This window comes from Algibacter agarivorans (genome assembly GCF_039543245.1).
GTDB classification, from domain to species: Bacteria; Bacteroidota; Bacteroidia; order Flavobacteriales; family Flavobacteriaceae; genus Algibacter_G; species Algibacter_G agarivorans.
In genome coordinates, this window is record NZ_BAABJJ010000045.1 from 13,093 (window position 1) to 31,426 (window position 18,334).

At 32.7% G+C, this 18,334-nt stretch carries 17 protein-coding genes; 7 read left to right on the forward strand and 10 right to left on the reverse strand.

The window, feature by feature from the left end:
• The first annotated feature begins 5 nt into the window (after positions 1-5).
• The 3 genes from ABD935_RS16285 to ppk2 all read left to right on the forward strand — a co-directional run bounded on the left by ABD935_RS16285 (position 6) and on the right by ppk2 (position 2,162).
• Positions 6-110 (forward strand): TapB family protein, encoded by a 105-nt coding sequence (locus ABD935_RS16285; protein ID WP_345194011.1) that lies wholly within the window; start codon positions 6-8, stop codon positions 108-110.
• A 122-nt stretch (positions 111-232) separates the two neighbouring features.
• Positions 233-1,282 (forward strand): nucleoid-associated protein, encoded by a 1,050-nt coding sequence (locus ABD935_RS16290; RefSeq protein ID WP_345193939.1) that lies wholly within the window; start codon positions 233-235, stop codon positions 1,280-1,282.
• Between the two features lie 100 nt (positions 1,283-1,382).
• Complete coding sequence (gene ppk2, locus ABD935_RS16295) at positions 1,383-2,162, forward strand: polyphosphate kinase 2 (RefSeq protein WP_345193941.1); 780 nt, start codon at positions 1,383-1,385, stop codon at positions 2,160-2,162.
• Positions 2,163-2,279: 117 nt separating this feature from the next.
• Here ppk2 and lipB read toward each other — a convergent pair whose 3' ends face one another.
• From lipB to ABD935_RS16310, 3 genes are all read right to left on the reverse strand, one after another.
• Complete coding sequence (gene lipB / locus ABD935_RS16300; protein ID WP_345193943.1) at positions 2,280-2,978, reverse strand: lipoyl(octanoyl) transferase LipB; 699 nt, start codon at positions 2,976-2,978, stop codon at positions 2,280-2,282.
• Positions 2,979-3,117: 139 nt separating this feature from the next.
• Positions 3,118-3,276: a YqaE/Pmp3 family membrane protein gene (locus tag ABD935_RS16305; RefSeq protein ID WP_345193946.1), complete on the reverse strand. Its 159-nt coding sequence runs from the start codon at positions 3,274-3,276 to the stop codon at positions 3,118-3,120.
• A gap of 257 nt (positions 3,277-3,533) precedes the next feature.
• Positions 3,534-4,421 (reverse strand): hypothetical protein, encoded by an 888-nt coding sequence (locus tag ABD935_RS16310; RefSeq protein WP_345193948.1) that lies wholly within the window; start codon positions 4,419-4,421, stop codon positions 3,534-3,536.
• Positions 4,422-4,696: 275 nt separating this feature from the next.
• Between ABD935_RS16310 and lysS the strand changes: the two genes are divergently transcribed.
• Positions 4,697-6,388 carry a lysine--tRNA ligase gene (lysS, locus tag ABD935_RS16315; RefSeq protein WP_345193950.1) on the forward strand — a complete coding sequence of 564 codons (1,692 nt, stop codon included), beginning with the start codon at positions 4,697-4,699 and terminating at the stop codon, positions 6,386-6,388.
• A 411-nt stretch (positions 6,389-6,799) separates the two neighbouring features.
• Here lysS and ABD935_RS16320 read toward each other — a convergent pair whose 3' ends face one another.
• The 3 genes from ABD935_RS16320 to yiaA form a co-directional block, all read right to left on the reverse strand.
• Positions 6,800-7,624, reverse strand: coding sequence for an alpha/beta hydrolase (locus ABD935_RS16320; protein WP_345193952.1), 825 nt, complete (start codon positions 7,622-7,624; stop codon positions 6,800-6,802).
• The gene (locus tag ABD935_RS16325) at positions 7,584-8,462 is read right to left on the reverse strand and encodes an alpha/beta hydrolase (protein ID WP_345193955.1); all 879 of its coding nucleotides are present in this window, start codon (positions 8,460-8,462) and stop codon (positions 7,584-7,586) included. The genes ABD935_RS16320 and ABD935_RS16325 overlap by 41 nt, the downstream gene beginning before the upstream one ends.
• A 145-nt stretch (positions 8,463-8,607) precedes the next feature.
• Positions 8,608-9,090 carry an inner membrane protein YiaA gene (gene yiaA / locus ABD935_RS16330; protein ID WP_345193957.1) on the reverse strand — a complete coding sequence of 161 codons (483 nt, stop codon included), beginning with the start codon at positions 9,088-9,090 and terminating at the stop codon, positions 8,608-8,610.
• Between the two features lie 151 nt (positions 9,091-9,241).
• Here yiaA and ABD935_RS16335 point away from each other — a divergent pair, with 151 nt between their 5' ends.
• The 3 genes from ABD935_RS16335 (at position 9,242) to ABD935_RS16345 (ending at position 12,619) form a co-directional block, all read left to right on the forward strand.
• Complete coding sequence (locus ABD935_RS16335) at positions 9,242-10,762, forward strand: hypothetical protein (protein ID WP_345193959.1); 1,521 nt, start codon at positions 9,242-9,244, stop codon at positions 10,760-10,762.
• 34 nt (positions 10,763-10,796) lie between these two features.
• Positions 10,797-12,014, forward strand: a complete 1,218-nt coding sequence (locus tag ABD935_RS16340) for a hypothetical protein (RefSeq protein WP_345193961.1) — start codon at positions 10,797-10,799, stop codon at positions 12,012-12,014.
• Positions 12,015-12,142: 128 nt separating this feature from the next.
• Positions 12,143-12,619 carry a hypothetical protein gene (locus ABD935_RS16345; protein WP_345193963.1) on the forward strand — a complete coding sequence of 159 codons (477 nt, stop codon included), beginning with the start codon at positions 12,143-12,145 and terminating at the stop codon, positions 12,617-12,619.
• A 238-nt stretch (positions 12,620-12,857) separates the two neighbouring features.
• On the opposite strand, the gene ABD935_RS16350 is transcribed toward ABD935_RS16345, so the two are convergent.
• From ABD935_RS16350 to fbaA, 4 genes are all read right to left on the reverse strand, one after another.
• On the reverse strand, positions 12,858-15,110 hold the full coding sequence (locus ABD935_RS16350; protein WP_345193965.1) for a polyribonucleotide nucleotidyltransferase: 2,253 nt from the start codon (positions 15,108-15,110) through the stop codon (positions 12,858-12,860).
• A 300-nt stretch (positions 15,111-15,410) separates the two neighbouring features.
• The gene (gene rpsO / locus ABD935_RS16355) at positions 15,411-15,680 is read right to left on the reverse strand and encodes a 30S ribosomal protein S15 (protein ID WP_345194013.1); all 270 of its coding nucleotides are present in this window, start codon (positions 15,678-15,680) and stop codon (positions 15,411-15,413) included.
• Between the two features lie 370 nt (positions 15,681-16,050).
• Positions 16,051-16,908: an acetyl-CoA carboxylase, carboxyltransferase subunit beta gene (gene accD / locus ABD935_RS16360; protein WP_345193966.1), complete on the reverse strand. Its 858-nt coding sequence runs from the start codon at positions 16,906-16,908 to the stop codon at positions 16,051-16,053.
• 250 nt (positions 16,909-17,158) lie between these two features.
• Positions 17,159-18,226, reverse strand: coding sequence for a class II fructose-bisphosphate aldolase (fbaA, locus tag ABD935_RS16365; RefSeq protein WP_345193968.1), 1,068 nt, complete (start codon positions 18,224-18,226; stop codon positions 17,159-17,161).
• Positions 18,227-18,334: the final 108 nt, after the last annotated feature.

Below are 18,334 nucleotides of genomic sequence, written 5' to 3' on the forward strand. Positions count from 1 at the left end.
TTAATATTAAGGAATGGATTGCAGAAGGTGTTGGTGTTGTAAAAAGTAAATCCTATAAAAAGAACGGCAAACTAATGGGATATTCAGAGCATACAAGTTTCAATAAATAACGCTTTTTAACCTCAAAAAATAAGTCCTCGAATCTTGAGTACCAAAGTGTAATGCTTTGGTGCTCTTTTTTTGGTATAATTTCAAGTTAATTTAATAGTATTGCATTTATAATATACTTTACATGATTTCAAGAAAAAACGCGGCCATTTCTCAATTCATTATTCATAAAGTTGGAAATAAATTCAACGATACCAAAAATGCTTTTTCAGATAAAACTGTAGATTTTGATGAAGCTAGTTACGATTTAATGCTACCATTTTTATTAAGACCTTTTGGGAGCGTGGTGCAAAGCTACCGTTTTAATCATCACGCTAATATTTCGCTTAACGAGATTAACAGTTATAGTACTCAGTTGTTTAATGATGAAGATGGTTTTGTAGAAATTTCAAAACACATTGTTACGCATTTATTTGAACAATCTAGTTCTGCACAAATAAAAACTGGCGACGTATTAATTGTCATGTTCGAAGGCATAGAATTTAGAGATATAACCACCAACGCTATTGGTATATTTAAAATAGAAAGCAAAGTGAATTTCTTTCAAACCTATTTAGAAAATAATAGTTATGATGTGTTGGTTCAAAAAGGCATTAGCTCTAAAAAAGTAGATAAAGGCTGTTTGATTTTGAATCAATCTGATGGAGAAGGCAACATTATTTTAAGTGTTGATAATAATAGTTACGATGCGCAATATTGGATCAATCATTTTTTAAATATTAAATATGCCGATGATGCCAATAACCATACCCAGCAGTATATTGAACTTTGTAAAGACTTCTCTACCGAAATTTTAAAAACCAGTTATGGCGCACAAGAACAAAACACATTTTTAGCAAAAACCATTGATTTTTTTAAAGAAAATGAAGTAGTAAACGTAGAGCGCTTTAAAGATGAACTTTTTGAAGAAGACAAACATAAAAAAGAATTTGACAATTATAAAAAAGAATTTGAAGGCGAACAAAATTTAGTTATTCGAAATCAATTTGATGTTGCCGAAGCTGTTGTAACCAAAGAAAAGCGAAAAATAAAAACTGATATAAAACTGGACACCAACATACAAATAAAGCTAGATATTGATGCCCCAGACGCTTCTGCTGAATATTTAGAACGTGGTTATGATGACGAAAAGAAAATGCACTATTATAAAGTGTTTTTTAATGCAGAGGATTAATAAGAATCTTTATAAATTACCTTTTTAACTCACAAAAAAGTCAATTATCACCTAGTCATTTTTTTGTTTTTCAGTAACTTGTGTTTTCAAAAAACCAAGCATGTCAAAAGATAATAAATTCAACTACGACGAAGAACTAGCAAAATTACACACCGAGTTGGTACATCTTCAAGAATGGGTTAAAAAACAAGGTTTAAAAGTGGTCATTATTTTCGAAGGCAGAGACGCCTCAGGAAAAGGCGGTACTATTAAAAGATTTACAGAACCGTTAAATCCTCGTGTTTGTAAAGTGGTAGCCTTAGGCGTACCTACCGAAAGAGAAAAAACACAATGGTATTTTCAAAGATATGCCCAATATTTACCGGCTGCTGGCGAGATTGTGCTTTTTGACAGAAGTTGGTATAACAGAGCGGGCGTAGAAAAGGTTATGGGTTTTTGTACGAATGATGAGTATGACGAATTTTTAAGGTCTTGTCCAGAATTTGAACGCATGCTAGTACGGTCTGGAACCATTGTATTAAAATACTGGTTTTCGGTAAGTGATGAAGAGCAAGAAAAGCGTTTTAAAAACCGTATCAGCAATCCTCTTAAACGCTGGAAATTCAGTCCTATGGATTTAGAATCGCGATCCAGATGGTTGGAATATTCACAAGCCAAAGACAATATGTTTGCTCATACTGACACGAAACAAGTGCCTTGGTATGTGGTAAATGCAGATAATAAGAAAAAGGCACGTTTAAATTGTATTAGCCATGTTTTAAGCCAAATACCTTATGAGAAAATGGATTTAAAACCTATAGAACTTCCAGAATTACCTGATTATAAAGCGTATGTGCGCCCACCTATAGACTACCAGACTTTTGTGCCTGAGAAGTATTGATTACAGCAAAGTTTTTCGCATATCCCTACTTGACTTTACAAATATTTTCAGACAACTTTTGTTTGACAACGGATAAAGTTCTTTGAAACGGAATTTTATCTTTGCATTAAACGTACCTTATAAAAACTCCGCCTCAAAAAGATGACAAAAATGCTTTAACAGTTTTTCTTTAACCTCAGCTTCATCAACCGTTTTTTGAGCGAGTTCAACATTTAAAGATGTTACAGCCTTACCACGAATTCCGCATGGAATCATTAAATCGAAATAACCCAAATTTGCATTTACATTAAGGGCAAAACCATGCATGGTTACCCAACGGCTTGCTCGAACACCCATGGCACATATTTTTCTAGCAAATGGTGTACCCACATCCAACCATACTCCCGTTTCTCCCGGACTACGTTCTGCCTTTAAACCATACTCAGCAAGCGTTAGAATAATCATTTCTTCTAAAAAACGAAGATATTTATGAATATCGGTAAAAAAATTATCTAAGTCTATTATTGGGTAACCAACAATCTGCCCTGGGCCATGATAAGTGATATCTCCACCTCGATTTACTTTATAAAAAGTTGCATTTTTAGCTTTTAATTGCGCTACATCAACCAACAAATTTGACATATCCCCGCTTTTACCCAAAGTATACACATGCGGATGCTCTACAAACAGGAAAAAGTTATCGGTTTCCAAACCAGCAGCCTCTCGCCTATTTTTAATTTTAGTATCCACAATGCCTCTAAACAACTGTTCTTGGTAATCCCAGGTTTGTTTATAGTCTTTGAGTCCTAAATCTTGAAGTTTTATTTGCTTATTCATGAACCGCAAAATTACGATATTTTATGCAAAAAAGACGGAAGACAAATGACCGATGATGGATGATTGCTTTTCGTGAATTTTGAAAATATAAACTTTTTATCACGTATTAAATACTGTGACTAAAAACTGCGATTGCATACTAAATTTTAGGATTATTCAGTATCACTAATGCGGCTATAACTCCTGGCACCCAGCCACAAAGCCATAATAAAAAGACGATTATAATAGATCCGCAACCCTTATCGATAACTGCTAAAGGTGGGCAAATAATAGACAGTAAAACTCTCCAAAAACTCATGATATGATTTATTTTAATTGACGATACTAATTTGACGTAATTTTATGAGTTTTGTTACAATTGAATATTGAACTCATTTAAACTTTTTTTAATTGGCTGTAAAATGATATTTTTCACTCACTTTTCGTCTTTTTATAACTCCGTAACGATGCTATGCAGTTCAAAAAAGTCTTTAATTGAGGAAAAAATCTCTACTTTTCGCTTCAATCAAAAAAGTTCAAACCAGTTCAGTTTATTAAAGTAAGAATTAAAACTATTTATTGACAAAGAACTTCTAAAGCATCTTCAATATCTCCTGGAGTACTCATAATTTTCATAAAAGTCCCCATTGATAAATCAGGCCAATGTAAAGCAAGTCTATATTTACCATGAAGCATAGTCGCAACTTTATCTTGTAATATTATTTCATAAGGTAAAGCAGCTACATGATCTTCACCAATAATTGGTAAAAAATATGATTCCCCATCCTCTTTATTTAGTAATCCTACACCAAAAACAGCCACTTTAGCATTATTATAAATCAGCTTATAAACAAGTTTTGTATTTCCTTCTTTAGAATTTAAAGCGTTTTCTATGGTCTTCACTCCTTCTTCAAATGAAGCAAATTCATTTAACACAACTGGGTCAGTAAAATAAGGCATCATAATTTTATAATGGTACTTTTTTAATTTATCTGCTTGCACAGTCCCTCCAAATGGGACAAACTCGTTTCCAATAGTAGAAAATGCAGCTTTTAAATCTGCACTAAATATTTTAAAAGTATTACCAAATGCATCATAGCTATCTCTTAAATAAGCTCGTAAAATATAATCTGGGTTAGTATAAGAGATAGTTACTTTATTGTTTTTTTTAACCAAACCCACTTTAAAGACTGCAGCTAATGCGCCTCTATCTATCACTTTTATTGATGCCTTACTTAAATCACTTCTTGTAAATGCAATAACCCTTAAAGAACTATTGTTTGCAGGATTATAACTTCCTAAAACTGCAAATGAATTATCTTTTAATGCAGAAATAACTTTCTCTGATAATTCCTGAACACTTTCTGTTGACTCCCCAATTTTAATATATGGAGACAATTCTTGTGCTAGCAAGTCAAAACTAACAGTAAAAAAGACTAGCGAAATTAATATTAAATTTTTCATCTTAATGAAGTTTAAATTATATCTATTCAATAACACGTTGATTATAAAAAGCAAAAAAAACATTTAAACAAATAGGTGACAAAACCTATTGTAATAATTACATCAAAATAAAAACTATATCACTTAACAATCTATGATGTATGTCATAAACAAAAACAATTTTCACAAATTGTTATAAAAACACTGTCCGTGAATGAATAAAAACAAAGAATAATTAAAAAGAAGCTTTTCATTTTTTTTAAATAGTTTAATTTTGCGATTCAAAAAATCATAAGATGCAGCTTTCAGAGCAAGAATTAGTAAGAAGAGAAAAACTAACAAAATTACGCGAATTAGGCATTAACCCTTACCCAGCAGATTTGTATCCTGTTTCGCATATTTCTAAACAAATAAAGGAGGATTTTAAAGAAGGCGATAAAGTTATTATTGCTGGAAGATTGATGTCTAGACGTATACAAGGAAATGCTAGTTTTGCTGAATTACAAGATAGTGAAGGTAGAATACAGGTATATTTTAATAGAGATGAAATTTGCCAAGGCGATGACAAAAGCAAATACAACGATGTTTATAAAAAACTGTTGGATATTGGCGATTTTATTGGTGTTGAAGGCGAATTATTCACGACTAAAGTTGGCGAAAAAAGTGTTAGGGTCAAAGATTTTACGTTGCTTAGTAAAGCTTTAAAACCATTGCCTTTGCCAAGAACCGATGCAGAAGGCAATGTACATGATGCATTTACAGACCCTGAACAGCGTTATAGACAACGTTATGCCGATTTGGTGGTAAACTCGCATGTTAAAGATGTGTTCGTTAAACGCACCAAATTGTTTAATGCCATGCGTTCATTTTTTAATGATGCTGGGTATTTTGAGGTGGAAACGCCTATACTACAACCTATCCCGGGTGGTGCTGCTGCACGTCCATTTATAACGCACCACAATGCTTTAGACATCCCCTTATACATGCGAATTGCCAATGAATTATATCTTAAACGATTGATCGTTGGTGGCTTTGAAGGCGTTTATGAGTTTTCTAAAAACTTTAGAAATGAAGGTATGGACAGAACCCATAACCCTGAGTTTACAGCCATGGAAATTTACGTGGCGTATAAAGATTATAATTGGATGATGGATTTCTGTGAACGTTTACTTGAACATTGCGCTATTGCCGTTAACGGAACTACAAAAGCTATGTTTGGTGAACATGAAATAGATTTTAAAGCGCCTTATGCCAGAGTAACTATGGCAGATTCCATAAAACATTTTACTGGTTTTGATATTACTGGTAAAACCGAAGAAGAGATTAGACAAGCGGCTAAAGACTTAGGTGTTGAAGTGGATAACACTATGGGAAAAGGCAAGCTTATTGATGAGATTTTTGGCGAAAAATGTGAGGCCAACTATATTCAGCCCACTTATATTACGGACTACCCTAAAGAAATGAGTCCGTTATGTAAAGAACACCGTGAAAATCCTGAATTAACGGAGCGTTTTGAATTGATGGTTTGTGGTAAAGAAATTGCGAATGCCTATTCTGAACTTAATGACCCTATTGACCAGCGCGAACGTTTTGAGCATCAATTAAAATTGGCTGCTAAAGGTGATGATGAAGCGACTGAGTTTATTGATCATGATTTTTTACGGGCTCTAGAATACGGTATGCCGCCAACTTCGGGGATGGGCATTGGTATGGATAGATTGATTATGTTTTTAACGAATAACCAATCTATACAAGAGGTTTTATTCTTTCCGCAAATGCGACCTGAGAAGAAACCATTAACTATTAGCGATGATGCTAAAGCAGTTTTTGAAGTTTTAAAGAAGGCCGAAAAATTGACTTTGATTGATTTAAAATCGCAATCAGGTTTATCAAATAAAAAATGGGATAAAACCATTAAAGAATTAACTAAGAACAATCTTGCTAAAGTTGAAAAAACAGATAATGGATTGTTTGTTGAAATGGTTTAATACTTATTAAGATCATACATATAGAAAAAGCCGGTAATTTATAAATTACCGGCTTTTTTTTAACTAAACTAACTAAACTATTAACTAAACTCAGTGCAAATAGAGTTAATTATTTCCACCTGTAGAAGTATTTTAGAAATGTTTAACAGCTCTTGTCGATATTTTAGTTTTTCTTTAAGATTTAGTCATGCTTATGTTAATTTTTTAAGAAATTTTAAATATCGCTTCGAACTTATTAGGGGTTAATCTAATACTTTCTGCGTTCTAATAAGAATCTATAAAAGCAATAACCGGTAATGTGATAAAAACTGGAGTATCCATTTTCCAATAGTATCATAGAAGTAATTAGGAAATTATAATTTAATACCTACGCAAGATTCATTCATATCATTTATCTACACTTAAAGTAGATTAAGGCAATATTATTTTAATTTGATGATGGTATTTATCAAATGAAATTAAATTCCCATGATTGCCATCTTCAAAAGTTATAAATTTTGTTTGTTCCTTTATTGAAAGATCAAATAACTTTTCAGCTGAAGCAAAAGGCACTACAACATCTGCTGTTCCGTGAAAGATTGTAATTGGACAATTAACTTGCTTTATATATTGATTGCTTGGTAGTTTATATTTTAAAAGCTGTTTTACCGGAAACATAGGGAATCTCGATTGCGCCACATCTAAAATACTATGATAAGGCGTTTCTAAAACAAGTTGTTTCGGCGTGTTTTTTGAGGCTATATAAGCAGCAATCCCTGTTCCTAATGAGCGTCCGTAAATAGTAATATCACTATCATTATACCTGCCCTTTAAATAATCATAACAATATTGCGCATCATCATAAAGTGCTTGTTCACTTAACTTTCCAGTACTTTTTCCAAAAGTCCGATAGTCCATCACCAAAACATCATATTGTTTCTCAACAAAATATTCTGTAACCAAACCCCAGCGAGATAAATCGCCTGCATTTCCATGTAAATAGAGTATCACGCCTTTAGGGTTTTCCACTTTAAAATGAATAGCATTTATAACTGCTTCATGGTCTGTATTAAAAAACAATTCCTCAAAAGGATATGAGAACTGATACTCATAATCTTGCGCTAATACCGTTGGCAAAAACAACATTTTCTCTTGAAAAAAATTCAATAAAGTACCAACCATAAGATAGAGGCTAATTAAAACAATACCTGCCTTTTTAAGCTTTTGTTTTACTCGGTTTTGAGGTGTGTTTAACATGAATACTTGTTGTTGACAAATCGATATTTTGTGGCTTACTGTTTAATATATCCTGAATCATTTCATGATAGGATTCAAAGTTATTCAAATTTTTATGCCCGCCACCGATCACAGTATGTAATTTGGTGCGTTTAGGATTTACTTTAGACAATTTTACACTGGTTTTATATGGAATCAATTTATCATTAGTCCCATGAATAATATGAATTGGGCATTGCACATATTTTAACCACTTATAAGTTGGTAACGGATATTTTATAAGCAAAGACAATGGCATAAAAGGCGCATAACGTGCCGTAACTTTTGTTAAACTGTAATACGGCGCATCTAAAACTAACATTTTCGGGTTATTCATAGACGCCAGCTTTGCAGCAAACCCTGAACCTAACGAACGGCCATATAAAATAATCCGATCTTCAGTGGTGCGCTCCTTTATCTTATTATATACTTCTTGTAAATCTCTTTTTATGGCTTTTTGTGAGCGCCTGCCTGTGCTTTTCCCAAAGCCACGATAATCTACCATCAAGACATTGTAACCATGTCTGGTAAAATCTACCGCAAACTTCCCCCAGCCTTTTATACTTTTAGAATTCCCTTTTAGGTATAGTACAATACCTTTTGATTCGCTTTTTGGCTTAAAGAGCAATCCATTGATTACTGCACCATCCCTAGTTTCTAAATTATATTCTTTGGTATGTTGATTTTCATAGTAAAATTCAAAATCCTTTGGGAGTTTTTCAGGTTTAAACAACATATAATCTTGTAAATAATACAAGGCTATACTTATTACAGCATAAGCAACAACAACTATAATAAGAATATGTAACCAATAAGGCATAAGCGGAGTTTGAATACTAATATACAATAAAAAACGAGTTTGTATTTTAAAACCTCGCAGCCATTAGCCACGAGGTTTTGGGTTAACTAACCAACCATCAAAACAACCCTTTTATATTTTTTTGTTTTGACACTTTATCCAATTATTAAATATCTTCCTCAATATTCCTATCTATATATTGAACATCTCTCGTGTTTTTCTGAACAGCAATGGCAGCAAACAAACTCAATAGAAATGACATTCCGTAAAAGCCTTTTTCGCTTAAAAGCAAATCGGCATTCCAAAGCCCGATAACCAACAACACGATTGATGTTACTGTTGTAAACCAACTAATACTATAATAAATATCTGTAACAGGAATATTTTCCATTTTATCTCTTACCGCCTTTTGAACAGAGATTACAGAAAAGAGACCAAAAAGCAGTATGGTAAAATAATATCCCTTTTCATTAAGCATCATACCGGCATTCCACAAACCAATACAATACGATGTCATTCCAATTAATAAAGCAGACCAAGATGCGCCGATAAAAGCCGATGTTGGTTTTTGATCATACACTTTAACTTCTTTTTTTGTTTTTGTTTCTTTAGACTTTTCATCTACTGAAACTGTTGTTTGATAATTCATATTTTTTTGTTTTAATGATTATAGGGCAAAACTGCGAAACTTACTGAAGTTACAAAACACTATATTTGAACAAAACCGACGATATATTTTAATATATTATTTAAAAAACACCTATATTTATTCATAATAAAATTTTAATACTGATGATTAAATGATTAATTTAAACGATATAGTTTCTACATTTTCAACTGAAGACCAACAGAAATTCATCACTTATTTAGAAAAAAAGAACAAGCGGAATGATGCCAAAAACATCGCATTATTTAATCTATTATCAGAAGATGAACTAAACTCAAAAGACATTTCCATAAAGCTTTATGGAAGCGAAAAGAAAGATGCTTACCATGCTTTAAGAAAACGCCTGCATCAATCTTTAATAGATTTTACAGCAAACCAAAGTTTACAAGACGAGAATTCTGCGGATATGCAAATCATTAAATACCTATTAGCTGCAAAATCATTTTTAAAACAAAACCAACATAAGGTTGCCTATAAAATTTTAGACAAAGCTGAAATATTAGCCACAGAACATTATTTGTTCCCCATGCTAAATGAAATTTATCATACTAAAATCCAGTATGCTTACGCAAACCCATCTGTAGAATTAGATCCGCTCATTATAAAACTCAAAGGCAATCAAAAGCATATTGCTATAGAAAACGAACTCAACATTGTTTATGTGAAAATCAGACAAACACTAAATAACATTGCCTACAAAGGAGATGTTTTAGATTTTCAAACCATACTCGACAACACGTTTAAAACACACAACATTAACATTAATGATGCTTTGTCGTTTAAATCTTTGTATCAATTAGTAACTATTGCTAGTATTTCAGCATTTATCACTAAAGACTATTTGAAAATTGAACCTTTTTTAATTAACACTTACAAATCGATTCTCAATTATAAAAGCAAAGAAAACCAGTTATACTATCATATTCAAATTTTATACGCCATTGCAAATACATTGTTCAGAAACAAAAAATTTTCGGAGTCCATGCCTTATTTAGAGCTTATGCATGAACACATGAACTTGAAGAAACAGAAGTATTACACCATATTCAAATTAAAATACCTCCTACTAAAATCGCTTAATTTAAATTACAGCAACCAACAAGAATTAGCCATACAAACCTTAGAGCCTTTTATAAAGAGCAAACACCCAGACACCGAGTCATTATTAGATATTAATTTAAGCCTGATTGTGTATTATTTTCAAAAAAACGATTTAAAAAAGGCACATCAAGTTTTTTCCAAATTTTATCATACCGATTCTTGGTACGCAGAAAAAGCAGGAAAAGAATGGGTCATTAAAAAAAACTTAATCGAAATATTACTTCATATTGAACTTAAAAACATTGACTTAGCAGAATCAAGATTACTTAGCTTTAAAAGAGGTCATTATTCATATTTAAAAAGCATCAATCAGCAACGTGTTATCACATATTTAGGTTTTGTTGAAGCCTATTACAAAAACCCAGAAACAGTAACCACAAAAGCATTTAAAGATACCGTTGAAAACGCTTTTGACTGGATTGAAACCCACAAAGAAGATATTTTTGTAATAAGTTTTTATAGTTGGCTGAAAGGTAAAATAAATAATACAGACCTATACCAAACCACAATAACCTTAATAAAACAAGCTCAACAAGAATTAACAACTCCATAATTATTTATATTTAAACTTTACCTATTTTTGCTCGATGCTAAAAAAAACGCTTTTTATTGTATTCTGTATTTACAGTTCTATTGTAATAGCGCAAAAAAAAGATAGCTTATCAATTAAAAATGGTATTGAAAACCCTAGCCTTTTAGCAACACATCATTTTGGTATTTTCAGTTCTAGGATTAATACCAATTTTAAACTTACGCCTCCAAAAAAAACAACTTTAACCATAAACTCTATTAGCGGAAACAACTTTCAACCTTTTGTTGAAGCTCATTTCCCTAAAGATTCCGAAGTAAGAGAACAATTAAGCCAAGTTATTTGGCATGACCGTCATTTTAATTTTATTGACCAAGCAACTACGCCTGCAGAGTATATGAATATCGTTATAGATGCAGTAATTAAGGAGTTTAGAGTTGGTATTAATATCCCATTATCAAAACAACACGAATTAGGTATTACTTTACGCTCTTATTTAATTACCAAAGGAAAACATCCATTTTCATTTTTTACAGGTGATGAAAGTATTGAGTGGTTCCATAGTAATGTTGCCGGTGGCGAAGACCCATATGGAAGGCGATATTATGGGTTAAATCAAGTGAATTTTAAATACTTTGATAGAAACGGAAAAACACTCGAACTAAATAACAATGATTTTTTTATTGGAGGTCTTGAGCTCAATCACTTTTATTATCCTAAACTTTCAATCAATAAGGCTAGAAATATATTTTTCAATTTTGGCAGTCATTTAGGGCTTAACACCTCTAAATTTAATTCGTCTGTAGATATTGGGGTTTCTGGTAATGCTATCAAGAAAATACCTCTAAAAAACAATTACGAACTCAATATTGCCTTAGGCGCAAATCTGTTACGCAAAAACATAATCAATTTTAAGGAGGTTATAGATTTAGGTAACAATCCGTATTTAGGAACTATAGAAAGTAATATTGAAATAACTAAATACACAAAAAAAGGAAATTATAATGCCTTTGGAATAAATTACCAAGCACAATCGCGTTACAACAAAAAAAAAGAAGCCGATTATTATAGATTACTTGGCAAATGGAGTGAAATAAATGGGGGTTGGCACAATGGCGTTGCCACACTATATAATGCTCAATCTACTTGGAATTTCACATATACTTATGGTCGACCAAAATTAAAATTATCAATATACATTAAAGAAGATTTTTTGGTAAACAATGCGCCTGACTTTCAAACTGGAGTGAGTTTAAAACTCCCCATTTCAGAATAAACTAGACACTGTATTTATTTCAGCCAAACCCATTCGATTTGTTAATGTCTCGTTAAAACTAACACCGCTTTTAAACCTTTCTAAAATTGCTAAGTCCTAGTAGTAATTAATTTAAATTTTTAATACAGATGAAAAAGCTAATATTAATTGCCTTAGCCTTTATAGGACTACAAGCAATTGCTCAAGAGCAAAAAAGACAAAAACCAAATAACCAAGAAAGAAGTCAAAAAATGATGAATCTCTCTGCGGAAGACATGGCTACACTCCAAACAAAAAAAATGACTTTGTTTTTAGATTTAAATGAATCTCAACAAGCTAATATTCAAAAAATAAATTTAGAAAATGCCACTAAAAGAAAAGCAATGATGGCTGAGCGCAAAGCAAAAAAAGAAAGTGGAGAAATGCAAAAACCTACACAAGAGCAACGTCTTAAAATGGTAAATTCCAAATTAGACCATCAAATTGCTATGAAAGCTAAAATGAAAAACATTTTAAATGAAGAGCAATATGCTAAATGGCAGAAAGCACAAATGCGAATGGCCTCTAAAGGAAAAGACCAAAAGCAAGGCATGAAAAAAAGCATGCACAAGAAAAAACAAAAATAGATTTAGTTTAGTTAATTTGATTATAGTTTAGTTGATGAAAAACGCATCCCGAAATTTCGGGATGCGTTTTGTTTTTATGAGTTGATGCCTGTTTTTGGGCTAAATTTAGCAAACCCGTCTGCCTACCATTATAGAAGTCTTCAGTTTACAATTCAATTATAAATGTATAAAAAAAGCCTGTTTCAATCCCGATAGCTATCGGGAGAAACAGGCTTAAAATTATAGATTAAAAAAGAAATTAATCTTCCTTCTTGTCTTCTCTAGGTCTTCTATCGTCTCTGCGGTTATCGCGTCCACGATTATCTCTACCTCTGTTATCACGTCCACCACGACTATCTCTAGAGCTATCTCTAGGTGGTCTAGCAACATAACCTTCTGGTTTTGGCAAAATAGCTTTACGAGATACTTTTTCTTTACGAGTTCTTGGATCTTGACCAAAATACTTCACATCAAAAACATCACCCATATTTACAACGTCTGAAACATTTTCAGTACGTTCCCAAGCCAATTCACTTACATGTAATAAAACCTCATTTCCTGGAGCATCTATATATTCTACAACGGCACCAAAATCAAGCATTTTAATTACTTTTACTTTGTAAACGTTACCAACTGTTGGTTTGAATAATAAAGAATCGATTTTTGCTAAAACCGCATTAATACCTTCAGAACCTACACCTAAAATTTCAACAATACCTTCTTCTGTTACTGGATCTTCGTTAATAACGATAGTAGTATCAGTTTCTTTTTGCATTTCCTGAATTACTTTTCCACCAGGACCAATTAGCGCCCCAATAAATTCATTAGGAACGCGACGCGTCACCATAGTTGGCGCGTGCTCTTTAACACTTTCAGCAGGAGCTGCAATAGTATCTGTAATTTTACCTAAAATATGTAAACGACCTTCACGTGCTTGTTTTAGCGCATTTACTAAAATCTCATATGATAAGCCTTTAATTTTAATATCCATCTGGCAAGCAGTAATTCCTTCAGAAGTACCAGTTACTTTAAAATCCATATCCCCTAAGTGATCTTCATCACCTAGAATATCAGATAATACAGCATAACGATCACCATCAGAAATTAATCCCATAGCAATACCAGAAACTGGTCTTGTCATTTGAACCCCAGCATCCATCAATGCCATTGTACCAGCACAAACTGTTGCCATAGAAGATGAACCGTTAGATTCTAATACTTCTGATACAATACGTACTGTATATGGGCAATCAACAGGAATCATACCTTTTAATCCACGTTGCGCTAAGTTACCATGACCAACTTCTCTTCTAGAAGTCCCTCTTAATGGTCTAGCTTCACCTGTACAAAAAGGCGGGAAGTTATAATGTAAATAGAAATTCTCTTCACCTTCATGAGATGGCATATCTATTTTATTAGCATCTCTAGAAGTCCCTAAGGTAACCGTTGCTAAAGCTTGTGTTTCTCCACGAGTAAAAATTGAAGAACCATGTGTAGATGGTAAATAATCAATCTCACACCAAATTGGTCTAATTTCGTCAGTCTTTCTACCGTCTAAACGTAAACCTTCGCTTAATGTTAATTCACGAACAGCTTCTTTTTCAGCCTTACTGTAGTAACCTCCAACAAGATGGCCAAACTCTTCCATTTCTTCTTCAGTAAATGAAGCTTTTACTTCTTCTTTTACTTCAGCAAATGCATTACTACGCTCTGCTTTAGAAGTTCCCTTCTTAGCAATAGCATAACATTTATCGTAAGCTAAATCGTGTATTCTTTTTTGTAAATCTTCATTTACTTCAGCAGTTTCGTATTCACGAGTTTCTTTTTTACCAAAAGCTTCTGCTAAACGTAATTGCGCAGCAATTTGTACTTTGATAGCTTCGTGAGCAAACTTGATAGCATCGGCCATCTCCTCTTCAGAAATCTCATCCATTTCACCTTCAACCATCATTACTGAATCAGCTGAAGCTCCAATCATCATCTCTAAATCAGATTCTTCTAATTGTGCTCTTGTTGGGTTAATTACAAATTCGCCATTAACACGACCAACTCTAGCTTCAGAAATGGCACATTCAAATGGAAAATCTGATAATTGAATGGCAGCACTCGCCGCCAAACCAGCCATAGCTTCAGGCATAACTTCATCATCATGAGACATTAATTGGATCATAACTTGTGTTTCTGCATGATAATCTTTTGGGAACAACGGACGTAAAACGCGGTCTACTAAACGCATCGTTAAAACTTCGCCATCACTCGGTCTTGCTTCTCTTTTAAAGAAACCTCCTGGGTAACGTCCAGCAGCAGCAAATTTTTCTCTGTAATCTACTGTCAATGGTAAAAAGTCTACATCAGACTGTTTGTAATTGGAAACAACTGTACATAATAACATACATTTTCCAGATTGCACAACAACGCTACCATGAGCTTGTTTTGCTAATTTTCCGGTTTCAATAGAAATTTCTCTACCGTCTCCTAGGTCAATGACCTCTTTAAAAACTTGTGGAATCATAAATTTTTTCTTGCAATTCAAGCATAATCATGCTCAAATCAAATTAAACAATGGTCGTTGTGTTGTGTGTAGTTGTTGTGTGTGTGACCAATGAAAAACTGATAATCCTGAACTTGTTTCAGGATCTGCTTATTCATATCGCGTGGTTTAAACTCTTACGCTAGAGTTAATCTTTATATTGGCGTTACCTAAAGGTCGGGCTTTCAGCTATATCTTTTTTGACAAAAAATCAAAAAAGGATGCCACTTCAATCCCTAACGCAAAAATAAAAAAGAGGCTAATAAAAGCCTCTTTTTTTAATTATTTTCTTAATCCTAATTCTTTTACTATAGCACGATATCTTAAGATATCTTTCTTAGTTAAGTAATCAAGTAAGCTTCTTCTTTTACCTACTAATTTTACTAATGAACGCTCCGTATTATAATCTTTACGATTTTGTTTTAAGTGCTCAGTTAGGTGATTGATACGTTGTGTGAATAACGCAATTTGTCCTTCTGCAGAACCAGTATCCGTTTTACCTTTACCGTGTTTTGCAAACATTTCTGCTTTTTCTTCTTTTGATAAATACATGCTAATATTATTGTAAATGATTTTTATGTACACGAAAGTCTTTCTTTCGAGCGGCAAATATAGTAATTTTTAATGATTTGAAATAAAATTCTTAAAAAGAAAATGGACTTATTCTAGTCGCTAAGAATTATTTTTTTTAAGTTGAGTATGTTTTTTAAAATGTAATCTGACTCATTATTTGTTTTAAAAATGATGTTTATACAATGAACTCATTTAAACTTTTTTAATTGGCTGTAAAATGATATTTTTCACTCACTTTTCGTCTTTTTATAACTCCGTAACGATGCTATGCAGTCCAAAAAAGTCTTCAATTGAGTAAAAAAACCTGTCTGGATTTAAAATCAGATAGGTCTTAATAATTTAGAAAAATCTAAGCTCTTAAAGGCTGATTTAGTATTAAATCAATATACTGATTTACTTTGTTTTTAAGATCTCTACGTAATGTTATAAAATCTAAGAAACCATGTTCCAATAAAAATTCAGCGGTTTGAAACCCTTCTGGTAATTCTTTTCCAGTAGTATCTCTTACAATACGCGGTCCAGCAAAACCAATTAAAGCCCCAGGTTCACTTATATTAATATCTCCTAACATAGCAAACGACGCTGTTGTCCCTCCTGTTGTTGGATCTGTACATAAAGAAATATAAGGAATGCCAGCATCAGCTAGTTGCGCCAGTTTTACAGATGTTTTAGCGAGTTGCATTAAAGATAATGCAGCTTCCATCATGCGGGCTCCTCCAGATTTTGAAATAACCATTAACGGGATTTTTTTTGCTAAAGCGTAATCTGCAGCACGAGCTATTTTTTCGCCTACAACACTTCCCATAGAACCACCAATAAAGCTAAAATCCATACATGCCACAACTAAATCTTTGTCTTTAGATTTGCCAACGGCTGTTCTTACGGCATCTTTTAATTTGGTTTTATCTTGGGCTGCTTTTAAGCGATCTGGGTATTTTTTTGTGTCCACAAATTTTAAAGGGTCTTTAGATTCTAAATCAGCATCTAATTCTTTAAATTTATTATCATCAAAAAGGATTTCAAAATATTCTCTACTACCAATTCTAACATGGTAACCATCTTCTGGACTTACATAAAAATTTTTTTCTAGTTCCTCTGCATCAACAATTTTACCAGTAGGAGATTTGTACCACAACCCTCTAGGTGTGTCTTTTTTTTCTTCTGTAGTAGTTGTTATTCCTTTTGTTTTTCTTTTAAACCAAGACATATGATTTACGTTTTTTAAATCCCTTGACTGTGCTTAGGATGGGTTTACGATTTTAATTCAATTTTAAAATCGTTGTTTTAGTTAGTTATCGTTTGCAAATGTAAAACATATAAAATTACTATTTTTATTATTCAAACTCAAAATTTGATACAGCTATCTAATAAAATTTTGTTTTTGAAAATAAAAATCCCATTTAAACTCAATATTAATAGGGCTTAAATGGGATTTTATATGATTCTAAAATGAATTATTATAGGGTATTCACATTATTAAGGTCTTCAAACGCCTTTTTCAAACGAGCTACAAAAGTTACTTCTCCTGCACGTAACCAAACTCTTGGGTCGTAATATTTTTTATTTGGAGAATCAGCACCATCAGGGTTTCCTATTTGAGATTTTAAATACTCAGCTTTATCTCCCATATAGTCACGAATACCACTCATAAAAGCATATTGTAAATCGGTGTCAATATTCATTTTAATAACGCCGTAGCTTATCCCTTCTCTAATTTCTTCAACTGTAGAACCAGAACCGCCATGGAATACAAAATCAATATGATTATGCTCAACACCATATTTTTTAGAAATGTGGTCCTGTGAATTCTTTAAGATTTTTGGTGTTAATTTTACGTTACCTGGTTTGTAAACCCCATGTACGTTTCCAAAAGCTGCTGCTATTGTAAATTGAGGACTTACTTTACTTAATTCTTCGTAAGCATAAGCAACTTCTTCTGGTTGTGTGTATAATTTAGAATCATCAACGTCAGTATTGTCAACACCATCTTCTTCACCTCCTGTAATACCTAATTCAATCTCTAATGTCATTCCCATTTTGCTCATTCGCTCTAAATAGGTTTTACAGATCTCTATGTTTTCTTCAATAGGCTCTTCAGAAAGATCAATCATGTGAGAACTGAACAATGATTTTCCAGTTTCTGCAAAATGTACTTCACTTGCATCAAGTAAACCGTCTATCCAAGGCAATAATTTTTTTGCACAGTGGTCGGTATGTAATATTACTGGAACACCGTAAGCTTCTGCTAAGGTATGCACATGTTTTGCACCTGCAATAGCACCTGCTATAGCGGCTTTTTGACCGTCGTTACTCAACCCTTTTCCAGCATTGAACTGTGCGCCTCCGTTTGAAAATTGAATAATTACTGGAGCATTTAAGTCTCTTGCGGTTTCTAAAACGCCATTTATAGTGTCAGAACCTATAACATTAACTGCAGGAAGTGCATAGTTATTAGCTTTTGCATGATTGAAAATCGCTTGTACTTCTTGACCTGTAGCAACTCCTGGCTTTATATTGTGTCCCATTTTTTTAATTTAATATGATTAGTAATTAGTAAGACCCAAAAGTAATCAATTTTTGAATAACTAGCTGCTGTTTTGTAGTTTGAAAAATAGAAATTGATACTAAAACGT

Excerpts from the sequence above, each read along its gene's own strand:
- ABD935_RS16290 (WP_345193939.1), top strand. The coding sequence starts at position 233 with ATGATTTCAAGAAAAAACGCGGCCATTTCTCAATTCATTATTCATAAA.
- ppk2 (WP_345193941.1), top strand. The coding sequence starts at position 1,383 with ATGTCAAAAGATAATAAATTCAACTACGACGAAGAACTAGCAAAATTA.
- lipB (WP_345193943.1), bottom strand. The coding sequence starts at position 2,978 with ATGAATAAGCAAATAAAACTTCAAGATTTAGGACTCAAAGACTATAAA.
- ABD935_RS16305 (WP_345193946.1), bottom strand. The coding sequence starts at position 3,276 with ATGAGTTTTTGGAGAGTTTTACTGTCTATTATTTGCCCACCTTTAGCA.
- ABD935_RS16310 (WP_345193948.1), bottom strand. The coding sequence starts at position 4,421 with ATGAAAAATTTAATATTAATTTCGCTAGTCTTTTTTACTGTTAGTTTT.
- lysS (WP_345193950.1), top strand. The coding sequence starts at position 4,697 with ATGCAGCTTTCAGAGCAAGAATTAGTAAGAAGAGAAAAACTAACAAAA.
- ABD935_RS16320 (WP_345193952.1), bottom strand. The coding sequence starts at position 7,624 with ATGTTAAACACACCTCAAAACCGAGTAAAACAAAAGCTTAAAAAGGCA.
- ABD935_RS16325 (WP_345193955.1), bottom strand. The coding sequence starts at position 8,462 with ATGCCTTATTGGTTACATATTCTTATTATAGTTGTTGTTGCTTATGCT.
- yiaA (WP_345193957.1), bottom strand. The coding sequence starts at position 9,090 with ATGAATTATCAAACAACAGTTTCAGTAGATGAAAAGTCTAAAGAAACA.
- ABD935_RS16335 (WP_345193959.1), top strand. The coding sequence starts at position 9,242 with ATGATTAATTTAAACGATATAGTTTCTACATTTTCAACTGAAGACCAA.
- ABD935_RS16340 (WP_345193961.1), top strand. The coding sequence starts at position 10,797 with ATGCTAAAAAAAACGCTTTTTATTGTATTCTGTATTTACAGTTCTATT.
- ABD935_RS16345 (WP_345193963.1), top strand. The coding sequence starts at position 12,143 with ATGAAAAAGCTAATATTAATTGCCTTAGCCTTTATAGGACTACAAGCA.
- ABD935_RS16350 (WP_345193965.1), bottom strand. The coding sequence starts at position 15,110 with ATGATTCCACAAGTTTTTAAAGAGGTCATTGACCTAGGAGACGGTAGA.
- rpsO (WP_345194013.1), bottom strand. The coding sequence starts at position 15,680 with ATGTATTTATCAAAAGAAGAAAAAGCAGAAATGTTTGCAAAACACGGT.
- accD (WP_345193966.1), bottom strand. The coding sequence starts at position 16,908 with ATGTCTTGGTTTAAAAGAAAAACAAAAGGAATAACAACTACTACAGAA.
- fbaA (WP_345193968.1), bottom strand. The coding sequence starts at position 18,226 with ATGGGACACAATATAAAGCCAGGAGTTGCTACAGGTCAAGAAGTACAA.